The organism is Nocardia sp. NPDC057455 (assembly GCF_042802775.1).
GTDB lineage: Bacteria > Actinomycetota > Actinomycetes > Mycobacteriales > Mycobacteriaceae > Nocardia.
Genome location: NZ_JBHVDM010000118.1, coordinates 1 through 18893, shown reverse-complemented (window position 1 = coordinate 18893; position 18893 = coordinate 1). Strand labels below are relative to the sequence as shown.

The window sequence follows — 18893 nt, the reverse complement described above, 5'->3', positions numbered from 1 at the left end:
GCCACCGGTTGGTGTTGCTCGGCCCCTAGCTACCGTCCAGCACACTCGCTGCGGCGGGGGGCCGGGCCCCCCGGGTGGCCCGGCCCCGCGGCTCCCCACACGCGGATACAAAACGCTCGGCCCGGGTCGAAACGTTGTCTTCCACCACGATCGCCGCACCCGAAGCGGCGGCGGTACGCCGCTGCACACACTGCCCCTCGCCATCCCGCCGGTAGTCCGCCCGGCACACCGGAATCTCGCATCTGTGTTGTCTTCGGATTCGTTCGAGCACAGCCGATGGCAGCGCCGGAAGTGGCGCGCCGATCAGCCTCCGGGGCCGACGGTACGACACGCCATCCCATGAACGTGTGCCACGCGGACCGATCGGCGCACGAACCTGATCACACCGAACGGCCAACGAACGTCTGCGTCGATGTGACCTCCTCGGGGCCGCGACGGGCCGGAACAGATGTCGGCGTTCTACCGGGCCGTGGGGTGCGCCCTGCGCGGCATTCCGGTTCGCATGTTTCGTCGTGATCGGTCCGGGCATGTCAGCACGTGCGGGCTTCGGCGTGAGGCCCCGATCGGTTACTGCGCTAATCGACCAGTCGTCCGCGGCGAACGGAGCCGGCCGTGAAGATCGCCATGGTGTCCGAGCACGCAGGCCCCCTGAGCGGGGCCGGGTGACCGGCCGGGGTCTGGCCATCGACCCGGACAGGGCCGGGGACGTATCGCTGACCGGTCCGGCCGCACGGGCACAAGCTGCCGGGACACGCTCGGACACCGATCCGCCACGGCGCGCCGCGCCCGGAATCGGCGCCGCCCCGGTCCGTGCGCACGAACTGCGCACGGCGCCGGAAGTCGCGCTGGAGCGGGAGTGATGGCGGCGGGCGATCCGCTCGTCGTGATCGGCGACGCGCTGCTGGATATCGATGTGGACGGTCGCGCCGATCGATGCAGCCCGGAGTCCGCGGCTCCGGTCGTCGACGTCGCGCACCGGACGTTCCGTCCCGGTGGGGCGGGATTGGCGGCCCGGCTCGCCGCGACGGGGGAGCGGGAAGTCGTTCTCATCGCCGGTTTCGCCTCCGACGAGGCGGCTGCCCGGCTGCGTGGACTGCTGGAGGGCCACGTCCGGGTCATCGCACTCCCGCTGCGCGGTTCGACGGTCTGCAAGCAGCGGGTGCGAGCGATCGGCCCGTGGGCTTCCCCCAACGGGCACGCCAGGACCAAGGAGCCCCGGCACCCGGTCCTGATCACCAGGATCGATTCCGGCACGGGACGACTCGGCTCCGATCCGCTGCCCGAGGCGGCACTCGCCGCGCTCGCCGCGGCGCGCGTGGTCCTGGTCTCGGACTACGGTCGCGGCACCGCGACCCACCCGCAGATCCGTGCGCTGCTGCGCGCCCACGCCGCCCAAATCCCGGTCGTCTGGGATCCTCATCCGCACGGATCCGTCCCGATCCCGGGTGCGGCTCTGGTCACCCCCAGTCGCGCGGAAGCGCTCACCCTGCTGTCCGGTCGGCTCGACGACGGACCGGACCTGTGGAAGCTGGCCAAAGGGTGGGCAGTGCAGGCGATCGCGGTGACCCTCGGGCCGGAGGGCGCCCTGATGTGCCTGCGCGCGTCGGGTAAACGCCTGCGCATCCCACTTCCGGCCGCGGCCAAGGCGCCCGTGGGCAGCGACACCTGCGGTGCGGGCGACAGTTTCGCCGTCGCCGCGGCAGCCCACTTGGGCGAGGGCAGCGGACCGGAAAGCGCGGTGCGTCGTGCGATACTCACGGCGGCCGAGTTCGTCGGCTCCGGTGCCGCCGTCGCCTTCTCGGAATCGGAGCAGGCCACGGTTTCCGGAGTATCTGCCGCCTGGGACAGTACGGCGCCGTGATATTCGTGCCCTGCTACTCGCGCTCGGGCCGCGCTGAACACCGGGTCCGTTGCGATGACTCAGGGGAGGCGACTCGAAAGCTTTGCCCCGCCAAGCGGTCACCCAATCCACGGCTACCTGGATCGGCTGGGGTTCCGGGTGTTGTTCCGGGCTTGTCGCGCCTCGGCCGAACGGGGATGACATACTGGTTCGCAGGTCACCGGTCGCCGCCACGATGTGCGCGTGCGCCGGCCGTTGAGTCAACAGCGGATTCTCGGCCCGACGCGCCCGCGTCCGCGTGATCCCGTCGAGGGATGACGGCGGTCCGGTGACGTTGCGGCCGCAAGCCCCTTGTATCTCGGAGAGGCACTGCATCCATGACTCTGCATATGCAGCCCGGCACGTCCGTCATCACCACCACCGACTCGGCACCGTGCGAGCAGCCTACGGTCGGAAGCTTCCGGTTCTGGTTCACCACCCGCCGGTGGGAATGGTCCGCGGAGGTCTATCGGATGCACGGCTACCGGCCCGGCGAGATCGAGCCCACCACAGAGCTGATGCTCGCGCACAAGCACCCCGATGACCGCACGCACGTCGCCGAGACCATCACACGCGCCATCGACCACGGCGAGCCTTTCTCGAGCCGGCACCGGTTCATCGACCTGTCCGGCCAGGAACACACCGTGCTCGTCGTCGCCGACCGCATCCTGGACGATGCAGGCACCGCGGTCGGTACCTCCGGCTTCTACGTCGACCTCTCCGACACCCTCGCCGAGGCGCACGAAGCCATGCTGGCCGCGACGCTGCCCGGACTCTACGAGAACCGCGCCGTGATCGAGCAGGCCAAGGGCGTGCTCATGCGCATCTATCAGATCAGCGCCGAGCAAGCGTTTCAGGTACTGCGCTGGCGTTCGCAGGAAACGAACACCAAGCTGCGGGCGCTCGCCCAGCAGCTGATCACGGAACTTCCCCTCGTGCCGCCCCCACCGGCGGACCTGGTCGCCGCCTTCGACCACATCCTGCTCACCGTTCATCACCGCATACCCCGCGAGTGATCGTCGTGCAGGCAGCCGGGATATGGCAGAGCATTTCGTTTTTCGGACCGAGGCCGTGCCGAACTTCGTCTATCGCACTGACACCACCGGCGCTCACTGCCAGGCTCGAAGTCGCGGTTTGTGCCGATACCGGCCGCCGGGGGTGCACATGACCTGTCAGTACCGCGTGGAAGGCGTCCGAACCGGCGATGGCCTGATTCTCGTCACGCATGGTGAACTGGATGCGGCGACAGCCGAGGAATACTTCGCGTCGATGACCGACGCCGTCGAAAACTACTGCGGCGCAACGTCGAACCCTCCGACCGTCATCATCGACCTGTGCGGGGTGCGCTTTCTGTCCTGCGCGGGCGTGCGCGCGGTGCTGCGGCTGGCGGGGTGGGGCGCGCGAGCGGGCGTACCGGTCGGCATGACGGTGCCGGAAGAAAGTTCCGTGCGTCGCATCCTGGACCTGTTGGCGGTGGAGCAGAGCGTGCCGGTTCTGGCGTGCCCCGCGCCCGCGGTGCACGACATCGACCAGCCGCGGATGTGCCGGTCATTCGCGGGGGACGGAAATCGCAATCCCGGACACACCGGTACAGCGACTACCCGCTGACCCGGGATTCAATCGGCACAACTTTTCTCAGCCTCCCGGCGCGCAATCGCATCGAGCCGACTTCAGCAGCGCACCCGGCGTCCGCGACCGGGCCGCATGGTTTCGGGGGTGTTTCGTCCTCGCGCGAGCGGCCACCCTGAGCACGAGGGGCGCAGCTCGCCCCCCACTCGAAACCGTCCGAAGAGACGAGGGAGGTCCTATGGTTTCGCGGGACATGATCGCGCAATTGCGCCAAGACATCACCACCGCCGAGGACACCGGCGACAAAGCCAATGCCGAGCGTCTGCGTCGCGAACTCGCCGAAGCGGAGCGGGAAGCGGGCAAGGACGCCGAGACCGATCAGCGGTGACGAAGCCGCGTCGCGAAGGCCGGCGGCACACCAACCGTCGGCCTTCGCGCCGGTCACCCGGCCCTCTCCCGGTTCTGCGGGCCCGACGACCTCGGCGATTTCCCCGCGATGACGCGGCAGTCCGGGATGGTCGGCACTCGACTCACTCATCCCCTCGGCCGGTCCGTCGGCGATGCGTCGAGTTTCTGCTGGATGGCGGGCATCGGAGCGGCTCTGCGTGGTTGACGCCGTTGATCATTTGCCGGGATCGTCGCGCGGCGGCAGATAGGGTTCGGCATCTTCCGGATGACCGTGGGCGATGTTGCGCGCCCGCGCCAGTTCGGCATCCAGCTCCGCGCCCAGCAGGACCGCGATATTCGAGATCCACAACCACACGAGGAAGACGACGACGCCACCCAGGGAGCCGTAGACCCGGTTGTAGGAACCGAAGTGGCCGACGTAGAACGCGAATCCCCAGGACGCCCCCGCCCACAGCAGAACGGCCAGCGCGCTGCCTGGGGTCAGCCACCGGAATCCCGGCTGCCGCACATTCGGCGCCGCCCAGTACAGCAGGGCGAAGACCAGGCTGATCAACGCCATCATCACCGGCCACTTGACGATGCCCCAGACGGCGATCGTGGCCTGCGCGAGCCCGAGCCACCCGCCGATCCGGTCGGCGAGCGAACCGCTGATGACGACGCCGACCGTGCAGACGCCCAGCAGGATCACCACCGCGGCGGTCAGGGCGACCCGCACCGGTACGGTCTTCCAGATCGGGCGCCCCTCCTCGATGTCGTAGATGGCGTTGGTCGCCCGCATGAACGCGCCGATGTAGGCCGACGCGGTCCACAATGCCGACGCCAACCCGAGCAACGCCAACGGGCCGGCCGGTGCTCTAGCTTGCTGGATCTCGGTCACCGCGTCGAGGAGCAGATCGGTTCCGCTGCCCGGCCCGATCTCGCGAATGGCGTCGACCAGTGCCCGCGTGTCGTGGCGTCCGAGCATGCCGAGTCCGGCGGTCATGACGATCAGCCCCGGAAACAGCGACAGCACACTGTAATACGTCAGCGCCGCGGCCCAGTCGGTGAGATTGTCCCGCTGGAACTCGGCGACCGACCGCTTGACCACGCCCCACCACGACCGTCCCGGCAGATCCGCAGGCCCGCGCAGCCGGCGTCGCGCCGCGAACCTCTTCTGCATGTCTTGCACCACACCAACCACCTCCGCTGGCGCGCGGGTACCCCCCGTGCCGGCCGCGAAACAGCCTCCGCGGCCGCGATGTTCGAGGCGGATGGCTTCCTTCCGGCCTGCGCGTGGCGCCCGGAGCGCCGGAAAATCCGTTGTCCCCGCCACGGTGCGACCGTAATGTCGCTTCGGTTTGCCCACCGATCGAGCGAAGGAGATTGCATCGTGGAACCCGTCACCGAACGCGACATCAGGTCGTCGTTCGTCAATTGTTCGAAAGGAGAGGCCAAGCGGTTGCCCGTGCCCAGGGACCTGGACGAGCGGCCCTGGGCGGATCTGGACTTCCTCGGCTGGAGTGATCCGTCCTTGCCGGGGCGTGGCTACCTGGTCGTTCCGCAGGACAACCGCCTGGTCGGCGTCGCCCTGCGGTATGCCACCGGCGGCACCGGACGGGCACAGATGTGCACCATCTGCCTGACCACCCACACCGGTGGCGGGGTCTCGCTGATGACCGCGCACAAAGCAGGCGAGTCCGGACGCAGGGGTAATTCGGTCGGCACCTACATGTGCACCGATCTCGCCTGCTCGCTGTACGCGCGGAACAAGAAGCGGCCCGCGCTCGGAAGCCGGTATCGAGAAGACCTCACGCGCGAGGAAAAGGTCGAGCGGGTGCGCGACAACTTGAACACCTTCCTCACGAAGCTCTACTCCTGATCGCTTCGCCCATCCCTGAGGCAGCGACGCGCTGCCCGCCCGAACGGAGGTTGCTGCCATGTGCCGACACTCGAGAACCGTACGGTCGAGCCACCCGAGCCTGCCTACAGCGCATCGGATCTCGGAGTGGCCGTGATTCCTCGCCGGTCGAGTCGGCCCGGATCCGCCGGACCCTCCCGTCCGGCGAGGAATCACGGTTTCTGATCGTGAGCGCTCCAGCCCGTCGAGTCGTGGCCCGTGGGTTCCCACACCTCACGCAGGCTGGGGGCGCCGGGGACCAGATCGGGCAGATCGGGTACCGCCTCGGCTCCGGCGACGAGCGGGGCGATGATCGCCGCGTGCTCGTCGCGGGCCAGCCGCGCCGCCTGCCTGCCCGCTTCGGTGACCGAACGGCCGAGCTGTTCCGGTGTGCTCCGCAGGGCTGCCGCAGTGAACCGCACATCGACGAGGATGCCCGCCGCGTCCACGGTCACCGCCACGAGTTTGTCCGCCGACTCGGCCGTGCACCGCACGGCGGCCAGCTTTCCGTGTACCTCCGACAGGTGGGTGCGCTGCTCGGCGAGCGCGTCCAGGATGTGGTCCACCTGATTGCGCATTCCGCTGTTGGCGGAGCGCAGCCCGTCGCGTTCCCACCGATCCATCGGCTCCGACCTCCCGAGTTCGCCTCGCTCCCGCACCGCATCGCCTGAGCCCGCACCGGGGCGACTCGCGTCCGGGAACGAGGCAAGGAATTGTCCGGCACTCGGGGCACGGTCGCAGGGCGCACATCCCCGTGCTGGGAATGGTCAGGCCGGCGTGGTCTCGGTTTCGTGCACCGTCAGCCAGCGAACGCCACCGGGGTCGTCGGTCGTCAGCACGGCGGTCACCCGGCGTTGCGTGGTGGTGCCGGGCGCCCGGTGCGTCTCCAGGAACCGCACGACCGCGATGCCGCCGGACCATCGGAGTTCCTCTATTTCGGACACCTCGATGGTCAAACCGGGCACGGCGTTGCGCGCGCCACGCAGACCCGCGAGCAACGCCTCGCGCCCCAGCACTTCGCCACCGGTCGTCACCATGCTGAACCGCTCGTGCTGCGCCGCCGCGAACCGCTCGAACACCTCGACCGGCGCCGCCGACCCGAGCCATGCCGCGAGGTCGGTATGCAAGCGCTCGACCACATCGGCCACATTCACACCCATCGGCGCATCGTACGCAGCCCACGGTGACCGCCCCGCGGGCCGGACCGCGACTCCCCGATACACCGCAGGTCGACGAGCGCCACCGGACCGCACTCGAAGCTCGGTCTCGCACCTGCGGCCCGGTGGGCTCGGACCGCCGCGAGCGGTAGCGTCGGCGGAATGAAGATTCGTGGAGCGGTCCTGGAGCGGATCGGGGCACCTGCGCCGTTCGCGGAGTCGGCGCCGATCACCGTGTGCGATCTGGAGTTGCGCGAGCCGGGGCCGGGCGAATTGCTGGTCCGGATCGAGGCGGCGGGACTCTGCCATTCGGACCTGTCCGTGGTGGACGGCAACCGGGTCCGGCCGGTGCCCATGCTGCTGGGCCACGAGGCCGCCGGGAAGGTGGTAGCGGTCGGTCCCGGCGACGGCGATATCGCGGTCGGGCAGCGGGTGGTCATGACCTTCCTGCCGCGGTGCGGCGAGTGCGCGGGGTGCGCGACCGAAGGCCGCACGCCCTGTGTGCCCGGCAGCATCGCCAACAATGCGGGCGAGCTGCTCAACGGCGGGCGGCGATTGTTCCGCGACGGCGCCGAGGTGCACCACCACCTGGGTGTTTCCGCTTTCGCCACGCACGCGGTGGTGGATCGCAGGTCGGTGGTCCCGGTCGACGACGACGTGCCCGCCGAGATCGCCGCCGTCCTCGGCTGCGCCGTGCTGACCGGCGGTGGCGCCCTGCTGAATTCGGCGCGGCCGGGCACCGGGGACCGGATCATGGTCGTCGGTCTGGGTGGCGTCGGCATGGCGGCGGTGCTGGTCGCGGTGTCGCTCGCCGCCGAAGGGCACGAGGTGATCGCGGTCGACACCGTGCCGGACAAACTCGCTCTGGCTCGGGAGCTGGGTGCGCACGCGGCCTATACCCCGGCCGAGGTCGCCGAGCTCGGGGTGCAGGCCGAGGTGGTGGTGGAGGCCGCGGGCAACGTCCGCGCCTTCGAGACCGCCGTCGCCGCCACCGCGCCCGGCGGTACGACCGTCACCGTGGGGCTGCCCGCCCCGGACGCCCGCGCCGCCGTTTCCCCGCTGGCCTTGGTCGCGCAAGGACGTTCCATCGTCGGCAGCTATCTCGGTTCGGCGGTGCCGTCCCGGGACATCCCCGAGTACGTCCGCATGTGGCGGGCGGGACGGCTGCCGGTGGAGCGGCTCGTCTCGGCGCACGTCGGGCTCGACGAGATCAATCGCGCCATGGACGAACTCGCCGCGGGCCACGCCTTGCGTCAAGTCATCGTCTTCGACTGATCCGGCCTGCCGCCGCACGAGCGGTCGCTCAGTCGGCGGGCCGGTCCATCGCGTCGACGAATCGTGCGAGCAGACGGGCGAAGTCGGCGCGCTCCGCGGGGGTCCAATCCGCCATGGCGGCGGCCATGGACTTGCGCCTGCCCGTCCTGGCTTCGGCCACCGCCCGGTTCCCGGCGGCGGTGAGGCGCAGGACCGAACGCCGTCCGTCGCGCTGATCGGCGGCGCGTTCCAGCAGGCCGGAGGCGACCGCGCGAGCCGTCAGGCGGCTCGCCCTCGGCTGATCGACGCCGAGTGCCGGAGCGAGAGCTCCGACCGTGTCGGCCGCGCCGTCGGCGACGGCATCGAGCACACGGAACACGGCGACGGGAATCGCGCCGTCGCTCAGCACACCGCGCGTTTGCCTGCGCCGGATCCGAACCATCGCCGCTTCCACGGCGACGGTGATCGCATCGTGGTCGTCCATTTCTCCACTCTGTCACGCCGAATTCAGATGTAAGATTACATGTAGTTGTGCACAGGCAGATAACAGGAGCGGTGATGGCCATACGGCGTGGTATCGGATATTGGCTCGTCGAACTCGATCGGTTGATCAACCAGCGCTTCGACGAAGACCTCGCGTCGGGCGGGTTGACTCGCCGACGCTGGCAGAGTCTGCACTCGCTGGCCGACGGACCACAGCGCGCCGACGACATCCGCGACGCGCTCGACACGTTCTGGACCGACGACTCCGAATGGCCGGCCGAACTGGCCGAACTCCGCGACGCGGGGCTGGTCTCCGAGCACGCAGGTGTGCTGTCGCTGACCGGGCGGGGCAGTGCCACGCACGACGCGGCCTTCGTCCGGATCGCGCAGCGCAGGCGGCAGATGGCCGAGGGAATCACCGACGAGCAATTCGCCGAGGTGCTGCGGTTGCTGCAACGGATGGCTGCGAATCTCGCCGGCACGCCGAGCCCCGAGGCCGGTGAACGGCAAGAGGTGCGCTGAACGCCGGGTCCGGTCGGGCGGCGGCGGGCTCGCGCTCGACCGGGCCCATTAGGCTGATCCCCGACCGGAAACGGAACGAGGAGGTGCGGTGACCATTCGGGTCGGAGTGCTCGGAGCGCGTGGCAAAGTCGGACAGGCGATCTGCGCGGCGGTGACGGCGGCAGAGGATCTGGAACTGGTCGCCGCCGTCGACAAAGACGAACCGCTCGAGGCGTTCACCGCGGCGAATACGCAAGTGGTCGTCGACTTCACCCACCCGGACGTGGTGATGGGGAATCTGAAGGTCTTGGTGGAACACGGCATCCACGCGGTGGTCGGCACCACCGGATTCGACGAGGCGAGGCTGACGGAGGTGCGCGGTTGGTTGGCCGGCCGTCCGGATGTCGGTGTACTGATCGCGCCGAACTTCGCCATCGGCGCGGTGCTGTCCATGCGATTCGCCGAGCAGGCCGCCCGTTTCTTCGAATCGGTGGAGGTCATCGAGCTGCACCACCCGAACAAGGCGGACGCGCCCTCCGGCACCGCCTACCGCACGGCGGGCCTGATCGCCGCCGCCCGGGACAAGGCGGGCCTGAACCGCAGTCCCGACGCGACGACGACCGAGCTGGAGGGTGCGCGCGGCGCCGACGTGGACGGGGTGCGGGTGCACTCGGTGCGCCTGGCCGGTCTGGTCGCCCACCAGGAGGTGCTGTTCGGGACCCAGGGGGAAACGCTCACCATCCGGCACGACTCCATCGACCGCTCGTCGTTCGCCCCCGGCGTGCTGCTTGGCGTGCGGGAGATCGGGAACCGCCCTGGCCTCACCGTCGGACTCGACCCGTTCCTGGACCTGTGATCACACGTCGGCGAGCGCGACGGTCGCGCACGGCGCCCGACGGAGCGCGACCGTGAGCGGCTCGGAGCGAGCCGATCGAAAGGGCGGCGGGGAAGTCCTCAAGGTAGTCGCGCTGATCGCGGCGCTCATCTTGGTGCTCGGCTTCTACTTCCTGCTGCTCGGCCGGATCGCGTTGAGTTTGATCGGTTCCGGCGACGTGGCGGCGATCGTGATCGGCGTCGGGGTGCTGATCCTGCCGCTGCTGGGCGTCTGGATCGTGATGGCCACCGTGCGCGCGGCCCTGGCGCATCAGCACCTGGCGCGGCGCATCCACGACGAGGGCCTCGAGCTCGACACCGCCGATCTACCGCGCCTGCCCTCCGGCCGCATCGAACGCGCGGCCGCCGACGAGTTGTTCGCCACGGTCAAGGCGGAGTGGGAGGCCGACCCGGACAACTGGCGCGTCTCCTACCGCCTCGCGCGCGCCTACGACTACGCGGGCGACCGCACCAGAGCCCGCGAGACCATGCGCCGCGCGGTCGCACTGGAACGGCACGAGCGCGACAACGCCTGACCGTCGCACGGGCCGATACCATCGCAGGGTGGCCCGGTTGCTGATCATCCATCACACGCCGTCCCCCCATATGCAGGCGATGTTCGAGGCCGTCGTGTCCGGGGCCACCGACCCCGAAATCGAAGGAGTGGAGGTCGTGCGCCGCGCCGCGCTGACCGTCACGGCCTCCGATGTGCTCGCCGCCGACGGCTATCTGCTGGGCAGCCCGGCGAACCTCGGATACATGAGTGGAGCGCTCAAGCACGCGTTCGACACGTTCTATTATCCGTGCCTCGATTCCACCCGCGGTCGTCCGTATGGCCTGTATCTGCACGGCAACGAAGGCACCGAAGGCGCCGAACGCGGGGTGGTGCGCATCACGACCGGCCTGGGCTGGGAACAGGCCGCCGCCGCGGTCGTGATCTCCGGGCCGCCCGCCAAGGAGGACCTGCAACGGTGCTGGGAACTCGGGGCCACCCTCGCGGCCGGGCTCATGGCCTGAGCACCCCCGAATTCTGGTGTCTGACCATGGCGCACCATCGACCGGCATACTGTCTGCGATTGTTGTCGCGGTGGGGATGTGGACGAGTAGCTCGGGATGGGAGAGCCAGGTGACCTGGGCCGAAGGGAACGAGAACACTCCGCGCCGAATCGGATTGGTCGAGGACCACGAATCGGTCGCGATCGGTCTCGCCGCAATGCTTGCGCCGCAAGCCGATCTCGACCTGGTGCTGACCGCGGGTACCGTGCCGGAACTGCTCGCCGCCGCCGACGGCGCACCGAAGCTGGACTTGGTGGTGCTGGACCTGCGGTTGGCCGACGGGTCCTCGCCCGAGGACAACGTGCGCGCCCTGCGTGACCGCGGCATCGAGGTGCTGGTCTTCACCGGCGCGGACAACGCCTTCCTGGTGCGTGCCGCCGCCCGCGCCGGGGTGCTGGGCGTGGTGCGCAAATCCGAGGACGTGCCCACCGTCGTCGCCGCCGTGCGCCGTGCGGCCAGCGGCGAGCAAGTCGTCACCACCGACTGGGCCGCTGCCATCGACGGCGATCCTCAACTGTCCAATGTGGGCCTGAGCCCCCGCCAGGAGGAAGTGCTCACCCTGTACGCGTCCGGTGAGAAAGCATCCCGGGTCGCGCGGATGACCGGTCTGTCCGAGCAGACGGTCAACGATTACCTCGGCCGGATCCGGCAGAAGTACGCCGACGCCGGTCGTCCGGCGCCGACCAAGACCGACCTGTACAAGCGGGCGGTGGAGGACGGCTGGTTGCCGGTTCCCGAGCGGCATCGGCGCGGATGATCGCGTCCAGCATGCTGGACACTCCGTCGCGCTCTCGCTCCCTTCCGCTCGACCGGCTCCGTGCGAGCCGTTGGCGTCGCGGAGTTGTCGCGCTGTCCAGGGAAAAGACCTCCGAGGGCGCCGCCGATCGTATTCTGCGCCGGTTCGGCCTGGCCATCGGTATCGCCGGGGTGATCGCCGCGATCGTCGAGCTGCCCGAGATCGCCGACCAGAGCCGCTTCGTGCCGGTCCGGTGGACGGTGGTGGAGGTGGTGCTGGCGTTCGGGCTGTTCCCCGTACTCGCGGTCGTCTCGGTCGGCATGAGCAGGCGCGTGATCCAGCGGGTGGCCGGTGCGGCGGCGGTGAGTTTCCTCGGCGCCATGGCGGTGGTCCCGCTGGCGTATGCCGTACCGGATGCCGAGGGGGAGGCGTCGGTGTGGCTGTACCGGGTGTTGGCACTGGGCGTCCTCGCGGCGGTGCTCGCTTGGCGTCCGCCGCTCGCCGTGGCCTACCTGGTGGTGGGTGCGGCGTTCAGCGCGCTGGCGAATCTGGTCGTGCTACGGGAGACCACGGCGCTGGCGTTACTCGGCGACTTCGCCCGGGCGGCGGGGTTGAGCGCGCTGTTCCTGTGGTGCGTGATCTACGCCAGGGCCGCGGCCGCCCGAGTGGATCGTGAGTCGGCGATCGAGAGCAGCCGCGCGGCGGCGGTCGCGGGCGCGGCGGCCCGGGAGCGGGAACGTGCGCGCTTCGCCGCACTGATCCACGACGCGGTGCTGTCCACCTTGCTGGACGCCTCGCGAGCGGGGACCGAGTCACCGGTGCTGCGCCGCCAGGCCGAACGGACCCTGGAGCAGCTCGACGAGTGCCGGGTGGCCGAGAACGAACCCGACCGCCTGGACGCGCAATTCGCGATCGGGTTCCTCCGCTCCGCCGTGCACGAGGTGAACCCCGGCATCCGGTTCACCACGCGGCGCTGGGCCGGATTCGATGATCTGCACCTGCCGGTGGACGCCGCGAGCACGATCGCGGCCGCGCTGGCCGAGGCCGTACGCAACAGTCTGCGGCACGCCACCGTCGCCGGACGTGAAGTGCGCCGGACCGTCACAGTGACGATCAGCGCGGGTGGCATTCGGGTGGTGTTCCGGGACGATGGCGCGGGCTTCGACCTGAGTGAGGTGCCGGTCGATCGGCTCGGCATCTCGGTGAGCATTCTGGGCCGCATGCGTCAGCTGGCCGGCGGTGCGGGCTTCGTGGAATCCGAGCCGGGTGAGGGAACGACCGTGACGCTGGTGTGGGGCGGAAATGGCTGAGCAGGAAACCGAGTTCGAGCTGTGCGATCTGCTCGGCCTGCGCAACCGCGCGGCCTGGCTGTTCCTGGTCGTTCTCGAAGTGACCATCGTGCTGTACATGATCCGGAACTTCTCGGAATCGCCGGTGGTCGCCGCCGTCGCGGCACTGGTCGTGCTCGCGCTGGCCGGCATCGTGGTGCTGGTGGCGCCGACCGATCCGTTGCCCTGGCCCGCGACCGTGTTCGTCGCCGCCTCCGGGCCGCTGGCCACGACCCTGACCTCCTTCGATTCCGAAAACGGCTGGTCGAAGCAAGTGTGGACGGCATTCGCCGCGTCGTATGTGCTCGCCGTGCTGGTGCTGCGCGGACGCTTGGCCGCGGCCTGGCTCGGCGTCGCGGGCATCGGCGTGGTGATCGCCGTGGTCGGTGTGGTGGCCGGCCTGCGGGTGGGCGTCGTCGTGGGCTCGATCGTGCCGGTCGCCACGGTCGCAGGGGTTTCCCTGTTCGCGGCGATCATGCGGCCCACTCAGCGTTCACTGCGGCTGCTGCGCGAGGAAGCGGCCATGCGTGCCGCCGCCGAGGCCTCGATGGCCGCGGAGAACTCCGAACGCACCCGTCAGCTGGCTCGGCTGGACGCGGTGGCGCGCCCGATCCTGGAACGCATCGCCGACGGGGACGAACTCGACGCCGGGGAGCGCGAACAGTGCAGGCTCCTGGAAGCCGAACTGCGCGACGGCCTGCGGGCCCCGCAGCTGGCCACCGACCAGCTCAGCAGCGCCGCCCGCGGAGCCCGCTCCCGCGGCGTCGAGGTGATTTTGCTCGATGACGGTGGCTTCACCGGCGTCCCGCACCGGGTGCGCCAGCAAGTGATCGACGCCGCCGCCCGGGAGCTGGATGCCGCGAACGAGGGTTCGGTCACCGTTCGTATCCTCCCGACCGGCCGCCGCATCCTGGCCACCGTCCTTGCCACCGCGTCGGACCGAGATCGTCGCACCGAGATCGACACCACCGGTGCGGTCACCGTCTCGACCTGACGGCACGACCTTGATGTCGGTGCCTCGTGGCATGGTGCCTTTCATGCGGAAGATGGGTGCGTCGGCGGCGCGGCGAACGGCGTTGGCTGCGCAAGGTTTCGGGGTGCGCCGGCCGGGGCGGACGTCTCGGCGGACGGTGCTCGGGGTCATGGACAGGACCCAGTTGCTGCAACTGGATTCGGTGTCGGCGGTGGTGCGGGCGCATTACGCGCCGGTGTTCAGCCGGATCGGGCCCTACGATCGCACCCTGCTCGATCAGGCCGCGTGGAGCAACGGGGCACGGCGGCCGCGAGCGCTCGTCGAGTACTGGGCGCACGAGGCCGCGCTCATCCCGGTCGAGGACTGGCCGTTGCTGCGCTGGCGGATGCGGCGGTACGAGCACGGGCGATGGTCCGGCATGCGCAAGGTGGTCGAGCGCAATCCGACCCTGGGCAAGGACATCCTGGACGTGATCACCGCGGTGGGCGCGGCCACCGCCGGGGAGGTGGAGCGCCACCTGGAGTTGGACAAGCCTCGGCCGAAGGGCTCCTGGTGGAACCTCAGCGACACCAAGATGATTTGCGAGCAACTGTTCGCGTCGGGCGCGCTGTCGGTGGCCACCCGCGTGGGTTTCACCAGGCACTACGACCTGACCGAGCGGGTGCTGCCCGCGGAGGTCCTGGCGCGCGACGTCGCCGAACAGGACGCCGTCCGCGAACTGGTGCTTCGTGCGGCCACCGCGCACGGCATCGGCACCGAAGCGGACCTGCGCGACTATTACCGGCTCCATCGCGCCCAGACCGAACCGGCCATCGCCGATCTGGTCGACGCGGGCGAGCTGATCCCGGTGGAGGTGGCGGGCTGGGGGAAACCGGCCTATCTGCGGGCGGGCGCCGCGACACCGCGTCGCGTCGAAGGGGCCGCGCTGCTGTGCCCGTTCGATCCGCTCATCTTCTTCCGTGCCCGCACAGAACGGATCTTCGACTTCCACTACCGCATCGAGATCTACACCCCAGAACACAAACGGGTGCACGGTTATTACGTCTTCCCGTTCCTGCTCGACGGCGAACTCGTCGGTCGTGTCGACCTGCGCGCGGAACGCGCGAACGGACGGTTATGGGTCCCCGCCGCGTTCGCCGAACCCGGATACGACACTGCGGCCACCGCGCACGCCCTTACCGGCGCGCTGCGCGAACTGGCCGATTGGCTGGAACTGGACGAGGTCGCCATCGGCGATCGCGGCAATCTGGCCGCGTTGCTGTAGCGCGACTGAGTCAGATGTCGCGTTTGGGCCCGTAGCCGCGCATCTGGTCGCGCAAGGCCCCGTGGACAGCGCCGGAAAGCCACGAGTTCAAGGACTGACCGCTCTGTGCGGCAGCCTCTTCCGCGCGCGCCTTCATCTGCTCCACCAGCCGCAGCGTGACCCTGCTGATGTCTCCGGTCATCTCCTCGAAGGTGGGGTGTTCGTCGCCCACCGTGCTCTTGCGCACATCGATGGAAGCATCCGTGCCGTCGATCGACACATGCACCGTGCGGTCGCCCAGCGCGGCGCTGACCTCGGCGGCGAGGTCGGACAGCGCGGCGAGCAGGACCAAGCGGGCCGAGCCTTCCGTGGCCGCGGCCAGGGCCGCCGCCGTGGCCTGCGTCTTCTCGTCCCCGAGCGCCGCGGCGGCGACCAGGTCCTCGCGTAGCCGACTGGTGTACTTGTTCAAATCCATGACATCAGTGTGACGCCGATAATGATGTCAGGCAAGGGTCGGTATGACATCAGCACGGCGGCGCCGATATGGATTCGCGTCTTTGTTGCGGCCTGATCGCCGACGACGGTGTCGAGGGCGTGTCCCAGACCGGGTAGCCTTTCTGACCATGACGAACGGTGAATCGACGCCAACGGAGCTGCGTGCGTCCGGCACGGTAGGTGTCGCGATGGTGACCCCCTTCAGTGCCGACGGCAAGCTCGACGTCGATGCCGGGGTCGCGCTCGCGGCTCGCCTGATCGACCGTGGTATCGACCTGCTCGCGATCTCGGGAACCACCGGTGAATCGCCGACCACCACCGAATCGGAGAAAGCGGATCTGCTGCGCGCCGTCGTCGACGCCGTCGGCAAGCGCGCGACCGTGATCGCGGGGGCGGGCACCTACGACACCGCGCATTCGATCGAACTCGCGCGCAACGCACAGCGGGCGGGTGCACACGGTTTGCTCGTGGTGACGCCGTACTACTCCCGGCCCTCCCAAGAGGGGTTGATCGCTCATTTCACCGCCGTCGCGGATGCCACGGACCTGCCGGTCACCCTGTACGACATTCCCGGACGGTCGGTGGTGCCGATCGCCAGCGACACCATCCGCACGCTCGCCGAGCACCCGCGCATCGTCGCGGTCAAGGACGCCAAGGGTGACCTGAACATGGGCGCCGAACTCATCGCGAGCACCGGCCTGACGTTCTACTCCGGGGACGACGCGCTCAACCTGCCGTGGCTGTCGGTCGGCGCGGCCGGATTCATCAGCGTCATCGGACATCTCGCGCCCGAGCGGTTGCGCGCGCTGCTGGAAGCGTATACGGCGGGCGAGGTCGTGCGCGCCCGCGAGATCAACACCACGCTGCTGCCGCTGCACTCCGCGATGGCCAGACTGGGCGGCGTCGCGATGAGCAAGGGTGGCCTGCGGCTGCTCGGCGTCGAGGTGGGGGAGCCGCGCCTGCCGCAACTGATGCCGACCGGTGAGCGACTCGAGATGCTCGCCGCAGACCTGCGATCGGCCGGGGTGCTGTCGTGAGCGAGTCCCTATCCCGTCGCCGCCGCAGCGCCTCCCGCCCCGCGGGAGCCCCCGCCCCCGCCCCCGCCACGCCGGCCGAGCAGACGACGCCGGCCGCGTCACCGGAGTCCGTCGCACCGCCCCAGCCCGCACCGGACGAGACCCCGGTGGCCGCCGCTCCGGTCGCCTCCGCGAAAGAGCCCGCCCCCGCGCAGTCGCGCCGGGAGGCCAAGGGACAGAACTCGGCGTCCCGCCGCCCGGCCCGAGGTCGGGGGCAGTCCGGCGCTCGGCGAGTCGAAGATTCGCCGCCGCAAGCCGGCCCGGTTGCCGCGCACGACCGTCTCGGCGCCCCGCCCGCCCTTCCCCAGAACGGCCTGCGCGTGTTCGCCCTCGGCGGCATCGGCGAAATCGGCCGCAACATGACGGTCTTCGAGTACGGCGGCAAACTGCTGATCGTCGACTGCGGCGTGCTGTTCCCGGAGGACCAGCAGCCCGGTGTCGACCTGATCCTGCCGGATTTCCGCCCCATCGAGGGCCGGATCGATGACGTGGTCGCCGTCGTGCTCACCCACGGTCATGAGGACCACATCGGCGCGGTGCCGTTCCTGCTGCGCTTGCGGCCCGACATCCCGGTCGTCGGCTCGAAGTTCACCCTCGCGCTGGTCGCCGCGAAATGCCGGGAACACCGCTTGCACCCGAAGCTGGTCGAAGTGACCGAGGGGCAGCACACCACGCACGGCCCGTTCGGCTGCGAGTACTTCGCGGTCAACCACTCCATTCCCGACGCGCTCGCCGTCGCCATCCGCACGCCTGCCGGCGTCGTGCTGCACACCGGTGACATCAAGCTCGACCAGCTCCCGCTGGACGGGCGGCTCACCGACCTGGCCGGGTTCTCCCGGCTCGGTGACGAAGGCGTCGACCTGTTCCTGGTGGACTCGACCAACGCCGAGGTTCCCGGCTTCGTCACGCCGGAGCGCGAGATCGGCGGCGTGCTGGATTCGGTCATCGGCAAGGCTCGCGGCCGGGTCATCGTCGCGTCCTTCGCCAGTCACGTACACCGCATCCAGCAGGTCGTCGACGTGGCCCAGCAGTACGGGCGGCGGGTGTGCTTCGTCGGGCGCTCGATGGTCCGCAATATGCAGATCGCTCAGGATCTGGGCTATCTCACCGTGCCGGAGGGCGTGGTCGTCGATCTCGATGCCGCCGCGAACCTGCCCAGCCACCGCCTGGTGCTGATCTCCACGGGTTCGCAGGGCGAGCCGCTGTCGGCGCTGTCGCGGATGGCGCGTGGCGACCACCGGCAGATCAACATCCGCCCCGACGACCTGGTGGTGCTGGCCTCCTCGCTCATCCCCGGGAACGAGAACTCGGTGTTCGCGGTGGTCAACGGCCTGGCCCGGCTCGGAGCCACGGTGGTCACCCAGCAGAACGCCAAGGTGCACGTTTCCGGGCACGCCTCGGCGGGAGAGCTGCTGTACCTGTACAATGCGGTGCGGCCGACGAATGCGATGCCCGTGCACGGCGAGTGGCGCCACCTGCGCGCGAACGCGGCGCTGGCCGTGGCGACGGGCGTGCCGGAGGAGCGGGTGGTGCTCGCCGAGGACGGCGTGGTGGTCGACTTGGTCGACGGCATCGCCTCGATCGTCGGCCGGGTGCCGGTGGGCCATGTGTACGTCGACGGACTGTCGGTGGGCGATGTCGGGGAGTCGACGTTGTCGGACCGGCTGGTACTCGGTGAGGGCGGTTTCATCGCGATCACCGTCGCCATCGATGAGACCACCGGCAAGGCGGTGAGCACCCCGGAGATCAGTGGACGCGGCTTCTCCGACGACCCCAACGCCCTGCTCGACGCGGCGGAACTGGTGGAAGCCGAACTGCTGCGGCTGGCGGGCGAGGGTGTGACCGACACTCACCGGATCGCGCAGAGCGTGCGCCGCGTGGTGGGCCGCTGGGTGGCCGACACCTACCGTCGTCGGCCGATGATCGTACCGACCGTCATCGGCGTCTGACCTTCCGAAAGCCGAAAAGCGCCGGACAGCTCAGCTG

At 69.7% G+C, this 18893-nt stretch carries 22 protein-coding genes; 17 read left to right on the top strand and 5 right to left on the bottom strand.

The annotated features are described in order from the left end of the window. The first annotated feature begins 662 nt into the window (after nucleotides 1-662). The 5 genes from ACFU5M_RS31060 (at nucleotide 663) to ACFU5M_RS31040 (ending at nucleotide 3836) form a co-directional block, all read left to right on the top strand. Nucleotides 663-860 (top strand): hypothetical protein, encoded by a 198-nt coding sequence (locus ACFU5M_RS31060; RefSeq protein WP_379054533.1) that lies wholly within the window; start codon nucleotides 663-665, stop codon nucleotides 858-860. Next, the gene (locus ACFU5M_RS31055) at nucleotides 860-1861 is read left to right on the top strand and encodes a PfkB family carbohydrate kinase (protein WP_379054531.1); all 1002 of its coding nucleotides are present in this window, start codon (nucleotides 860-862) and stop codon (nucleotides 1859-1861) included. The genes ACFU5M_RS31060 and ACFU5M_RS31055 overlap by 1 nt, the downstream gene beginning before the upstream one ends. A gap of 368 nt (nucleotides 1862-2229) precedes the next feature. After that, nucleotides 2230-2895 (top strand): PAS and ANTAR domain-containing protein, encoded by a 666-nt coding sequence (locus ACFU5M_RS31050; protein WP_379054537.1) that lies wholly within the window; start codon nucleotides 2230-2232, stop codon nucleotides 2893-2895. 148 nt (nucleotides 2896-3043) lie between these two features. Beyond that, a complete protein-coding gene (locus ACFU5M_RS31045; RefSeq protein ID WP_379054529.1) occupies nucleotides 3044-3487 on the top strand; it encodes an STAS domain-containing protein in 444 nt (147 codons plus the stop codon). A gap of 199 nt (nucleotides 3488-3686) precedes the next feature. Beyond that, a complete protein-coding gene (locus tag ACFU5M_RS31040; protein ID WP_379054527.1) occupies nucleotides 3687-3836 on the top strand; it encodes a hypothetical protein in 150 nt (49 codons plus the stop codon). 234 nt (nucleotides 3837-4070) lie between these two features. Here ACFU5M_RS31040 and ACFU5M_RS31035 read toward each other — a convergent pair whose 3' ends face one another. Beyond that, nucleotides 4071-5015 carry a YihY/virulence factor BrkB family protein gene (locus tag ACFU5M_RS31035; RefSeq protein ID WP_379054525.1) on the bottom strand — a complete coding sequence of 315 codons (945 nt, stop codon included), beginning with the start codon at nucleotides 5013-5015 and terminating at the stop codon, nucleotides 4071-4073. Between the two features lie 210 nt (nucleotides 5016-5225). Between ACFU5M_RS31035 and ACFU5M_RS31030 the strand changes: the two genes are divergently transcribed. Beyond that, nucleotides 5226-5714 (top strand): FBP domain-containing protein, encoded by a 489-nt coding sequence (locus ACFU5M_RS31030; protein ID WP_379054523.1) that lies wholly within the window; start codon nucleotides 5226-5228, stop codon nucleotides 5712-5714. 191 nt (nucleotides 5715-5905) lie between these two features. On the opposite strand, the gene ACFU5M_RS31025 is transcribed toward ACFU5M_RS31030, so the two are convergent. Next, nucleotides 5906-6355, bottom strand: a complete 450-nt coding sequence (locus ACFU5M_RS31025; RefSeq protein WP_379054521.1) for a YbaB/EbfC family nucleoid-associated protein — start codon at nucleotides 6353-6355, stop codon at nucleotides 5906-5908. A gap of 144 nt (nucleotides 6356-6499) precedes the next feature. Beyond that, nucleotides 6500-6892 (bottom strand): DUF4440 domain-containing protein, encoded by a 393-nt coding sequence (locus ACFU5M_RS31020; protein ID WP_379054519.1) that lies wholly within the window; start codon nucleotides 6890-6892, stop codon nucleotides 6500-6502. A gap of 159 nt (nucleotides 6893-7051) precedes the next feature. Between ACFU5M_RS31020 and ACFU5M_RS31015 the strand changes: the two genes are divergently transcribed. Further along, entirely contained in the window at nucleotides 7052-8164 is a 1113-nt protein-coding gene (locus tag ACFU5M_RS31015) for an alcohol dehydrogenase catalytic domain-containing protein (protein ID WP_379054517.1), read from the top strand. A gap of 28 nt (nucleotides 8165-8192) precedes the next feature. Here ACFU5M_RS31015 and ACFU5M_RS31010 read toward each other — a convergent pair whose 3' ends face one another. After that, a complete protein-coding gene (locus tag ACFU5M_RS31010) occupies nucleotides 8193-8627 on the bottom strand; it encodes a MarR family winged helix-turn-helix transcriptional regulator (protein ID WP_379054515.1) in 435 nt (144 codons plus the stop codon). Between the two features lie 74 nt (nucleotides 8628-8701). Between ACFU5M_RS31010 and ACFU5M_RS31005 the strand changes: the two genes are divergently transcribed. The 8 genes from ACFU5M_RS31005 to ACFU5M_RS30970 all read left to right on the top strand — a co-directional run bounded on the left by ACFU5M_RS31005 (nucleotide 8702) and on the right by ACFU5M_RS30970 (nucleotide 15357). Further along, nucleotides 8702-9148, top strand: a complete 447-nt coding sequence (locus tag ACFU5M_RS31005) for a hypothetical protein (protein ID WP_379054513.1) — start codon at nucleotides 8702-8704, stop codon at nucleotides 9146-9148. Between the two features lie 88 nt (nucleotides 9149-9236). Continuing rightward, the gene (gene dapB, locus ACFU5M_RS31000; protein ID WP_379054511.1) at nucleotides 9237-9983 is read left to right on the top strand and encodes a 4-hydroxy-tetrahydrodipicolinate reductase; all 747 of its coding nucleotides are present in this window, start codon (nucleotides 9237-9239) and stop codon (nucleotides 9981-9983) included. A 52-nt stretch (nucleotides 9984-10035) separates the two neighbouring features. Further along, a complete protein-coding gene (locus ACFU5M_RS30995) occupies nucleotides 10036-10536 on the top strand; it encodes a hypothetical protein (protein WP_379054509.1) in 501 nt (166 codons plus the stop codon). A 28-nt stretch (nucleotides 10537-10564) separates the two neighbouring features. Beyond that, the gene (locus ACFU5M_RS30990) at nucleotides 10565-11017 is read left to right on the top strand and encodes a flavodoxin family protein (protein WP_379054507.1); all 453 of its coding nucleotides are present in this window, start codon (nucleotides 10565-10567) and stop codon (nucleotides 11015-11017) included. Between the two features lie 76 nt (nucleotides 11018-11093). After that, nucleotides 11094-11813 (top strand): DNA-binding response regulator, encoded by a 720-nt coding sequence (locus ACFU5M_RS30985; protein WP_379054535.1) that lies wholly within the window; start codon nucleotides 11094-11096, stop codon nucleotides 11811-11813. An 11-nt stretch (nucleotides 11814-11824) separates the two neighbouring features. After that, a complete protein-coding gene (locus tag ACFU5M_RS30980) occupies nucleotides 11825-13102 on the top strand; it encodes an ATP-binding protein (protein WP_379054505.1) in 1278 nt (425 codons plus the stop codon). After that, entirely contained in the window at nucleotides 13095-14114 is a 1020-nt protein-coding gene (locus tag ACFU5M_RS30975) for a hypothetical protein (protein WP_379054503.1), read from the top strand. Before ACFU5M_RS30980 ends, ACFU5M_RS30975 begins: the two co-directional genes overlap by 8 nt. A 43-nt stretch (nucleotides 14115-14157) precedes the next feature. Then, complete coding sequence (locus ACFU5M_RS30970) at nucleotides 14158-15357, top strand: winged helix-turn-helix domain-containing protein (protein WP_379054501.1); 1200 nt, start codon at nucleotides 14158-14160, stop codon at nucleotides 15355-15357. Nucleotides 15358-15367: 10 nt separating this feature from the next. On the opposite strand, the gene ACFU5M_RS30965 is transcribed toward ACFU5M_RS30970, so the two are convergent. Continuing rightward, on the bottom strand, nucleotides 15368-15811 hold the full coding sequence (locus ACFU5M_RS30965) for a hypothetical protein (RefSeq protein ID WP_379054499.1): 444 nt from the start codon (nucleotides 15809-15811) through the stop codon (nucleotides 15368-15370). A 148-nt stretch (nucleotides 15812-15959) separates the two neighbouring features. Between ACFU5M_RS30965 and dapA the strand changes: the two genes are divergently transcribed. Both dapA and ACFU5M_RS30955 read left to right on the top strand, forming a co-directional pair. After that, the gene (gene dapA, locus ACFU5M_RS30960) at nucleotides 15960-16868 is read left to right on the top strand and encodes a 4-hydroxy-tetrahydrodipicolinate synthase (RefSeq protein ID WP_379054497.1); all 909 of its coding nucleotides are present in this window, start codon (nucleotides 15960-15962) and stop codon (nucleotides 16866-16868) included. Further along, nucleotides 16865-18856 carry an RNase J family beta-CASP ribonuclease gene (locus ACFU5M_RS30955; RefSeq protein WP_379054495.1) on the top strand — a complete coding sequence of 664 codons (1992 nt, stop codon included), beginning with the start codon at nucleotides 16865-16867 and terminating at the stop codon, nucleotides 18854-18856. The genes dapA and ACFU5M_RS30955 overlap by 4 nt, the downstream gene beginning before the upstream one ends. The last annotated feature ends 37 nt before the right edge of the window (nucleotides 18857-18893 follow it).

Excerpts from the sequence above, each read along its gene's own strand:
- ACFU5M_RS31055 (WP_379054531.1), top strand. The coding sequence starts at position 860 with ATGGCGGCGGGCGATCCGCTCGTCGTGATCGGCGACGCGCTGCTGGAT.
- ACFU5M_RS31050 (WP_379054537.1), top strand. The coding sequence starts at position 2,230 with ATGCAGCCCGGCACGTCCGTCATCACCACCACCGACTCGGCACCGTGC.
- ACFU5M_RS31045 (WP_379054529.1), top strand. The coding sequence starts at position 3,044 with ATGACCTGTCAGTACCGCGTGGAAGGCGTCCGAACCGGCGATGGCCTG.
- ACFU5M_RS31040 (WP_379054527.1), top strand. The coding sequence starts at position 3,687 with ATGGTTTCGCGGGACATGATCGCGCAATTGCGCCAAGACATCACCACC.
- ACFU5M_RS31035 (WP_379054525.1), bottom strand. The coding sequence starts at position 5,015 with ATGCAGAAGAGGTTCGCGGCGCGACGCCGGCTGCGCGGGCCTGCGGAT.
- ACFU5M_RS31025 (WP_379054521.1), bottom strand. The coding sequence starts at position 6,355 with ATGGATCGGTGGGAACGCGACGGGCTGCGCTCCGCCAACAGCGGAATG.
- ACFU5M_RS31020 (WP_379054519.1), bottom strand. The coding sequence starts at position 6,892 with ATGGGTGTGAATGTGGCCGATGTGGTCGAGCGCTTGCATACCGACCTC.
- ACFU5M_RS31015 (WP_379054517.1), top strand. The coding sequence starts at position 7,052 with ATGAAGATTCGTGGAGCGGTCCTGGAGCGGATCGGGGCACCTGCGCCG.
- ACFU5M_RS31010 (WP_379054515.1), bottom strand. The coding sequence starts at position 8,627 with ATGGACGACCACGATGCGATCACCGTCGCCGTGGAAGCGGCGATGGTT.
- ACFU5M_RS31005 (WP_379054513.1), top strand. The coding sequence starts at position 8,702 with ATGGCCATACGGCGTGGTATCGGATATTGGCTCGTCGAACTCGATCGG.
- ACFU5M_RS30985 (WP_379054535.1), top strand. The coding sequence starts at position 11,094 with ATGTGGACGAGTAGCTCGGGATGGGAGAGCCAGGTGACCTGGGCCGAA.
- ACFU5M_RS30980 (WP_379054505.1), top strand. The coding sequence starts at position 11,825 with ATGCTGGACACTCCGTCGCGCTCTCGCTCCCTTCCGCTCGACCGGCTC.
- ACFU5M_RS30975 (WP_379054503.1), top strand. The coding sequence starts at position 13,095 with ATGGCTGAGCAGGAAACCGAGTTCGAGCTGTGCGATCTGCTCGGCCTG.
- ACFU5M_RS30970 (WP_379054501.1), top strand. The coding sequence starts at position 14,158 with ATGCGGAAGATGGGTGCGTCGGCGGCGCGGCGAACGGCGTTGGCTGCG.
- ACFU5M_RS30965 (WP_379054499.1), bottom strand. The coding sequence starts at position 15,811 with ATGGATTTGAACAAGTACACCAGTCGGCTACGCGAGGACCTGGTCGCC.
- dapA (WP_379054497.1), top strand. The coding sequence starts at position 15,960 with ATGACGAACGGTGAATCGACGCCAACGGAGCTGCGTGCGTCCGGCACG.